The 1714-nt window shown below is 56.6% G+C and carries 1 rRNA gene; it reads right to left on the reverse strand.

What is annotated here, in order from left to right:
- A 23S ribosomal RNA gene (locus tag ABT299_RS52355) occupies window positions 1-1554 on the reverse strand; the annotation flags it as partial.
- Between the last annotated feature and the right edge of the window lie 160 nt (window positions 1555-1714).

Below are 1714 nucleotides of genomic sequence, written 5' to 3' on the forward strand. Positions count from 1 at the left end.
TCGGGTGGTTAGCATCAGAGGATTCAGCGTTGGCGCATACCAGCGGGTACGGGAATATCAACCCGTTGTCCATCGACTACGCCTGTCGGCCTCGCCTTAGGTCCCGACTTACCCTGGGCGGATTAGCCTGCCCCAGGAACCCTTGGTCATCCGGCGGGAGAGTTTCTCACTCTCCATTCGCTACTCATGCCTGCATTCTCACTCCCACAGCCTCCACCACTCGATCACTCGGCGGCTTCACCGGCTGCAGGACGCTCCCCTACCCATCCCAGCAAAAGCTGAAATGCCACGGCTTCGGCGGTGTGCTTGAGCCCCGCTACATTGTCGGCGCGGAATCACTTGACCAGTGAGCTATTACGCACTCTTTCAAGGGTGGCTGCTTCTAAGCCAACCTCCTGGTTGTCACAGCAACTCCACATCCTTTCCCACTTAGCACACGCTTAGGGGCCTTAGCCGATGATCTGGGCTGTTTCCCTCTCGACTACGAAGCTTATCCCCCGCAGTCTCACTGCCACGCTCTCACTTACCGGCATTCGGAGTTTGGCTGACGTCAGTAACCTGGTAGGGCCCATCAGCCATCCAGTAGCTCTACCTCCGGCAAGAAACACGCGACGCTGCACCTAAATGCATTTCGGGGAGAACCAGCTATCACGGAGTTTGATTGGCCTTTCACCCCTAACCACAGGTCATCCCCCAGGTTTTCAACCCTGGTGGGTTCGGGCCTCCACACCGTCTTACCGGCGCTTCACCCTGCCCATGGCTAGATCACCCCGCTTCGGGTCTACAGCATGCGACTATTGCGCCCTATTCAGACTCGCTTTCGCTACGGCTACCCGCCACCGGTTAACCTCGCCACACACCATAACTCGCAGGCTCATTCTTCAAAAGGCACGCCATCACCAATCAGAATCCGAAGACCCTGAAGGAGGCTCTGACGGCTTGTAGGCACACGGTTTCAGGTACTATTTCACGACCCCTCACCGGGGCACTTTTCACCATTCCCTCACGGTACTGATCCGCTATCGGTCACCAGGAAGTATTCAGCCTTACCACGTGGTCGTGGCAGATTCACACGGGATTTCACGGGCCCCGTGCTACTCGGGAACACACCCAAGAGGCATCGCAATTTCGTCTACCGGACTCTCACCGTCTACGGTCGGCCTTCCCATGCCATTCGACTATCACGATACTTTGTAACTCTTCGTCAGCACGGCAGTACTGACCGGATGGTCCCACAACCCCGCACACGCAACGCCTGCCGGCTATCACACGCGCACGGTTTAGGCTCCTCCGCTTTCGCTCACCACTACTCACGGAATCACTATTGTTTTCTCTTCCTGCGGGTACTGAGATGTTTCACTTCCCCGCGTTCCCACCAACCTGCCTATACATTCAGCAGGCGGCGACACCCCATGACGAGTGCCAGGTTTCCCCATTCGGAAATCCCCGGATCAAAGTCTGGTTGCCGACTCCCCGAGGCATATCGCAGGCTCCCACGTCCTTCATCGGCTCCTGATGCCAAGGCATCCACCGTATGCCCTTAAAAACTTGAACACACAAAACGATCAAAACAAATCGCAGAGACAAAACCCCGAACACGAAACCCCACCCGACAAAGCCGGATGAAGCATCACACCGAGGTCTCATCAGAGATGCTCGCGTCCACTGTGCAGTTCTCAAAAAACAACCGGGCCAACCAGAACCGCACCACCAA

It is taken from the genome of Spirillospora sp. NPDC000708 (assembly GCF_040299565.1).
GTDB lineage: Bacteria > Actinomycetota > Actinomycetes > Streptosporangiales > Streptosporangiaceae > Spirillospora.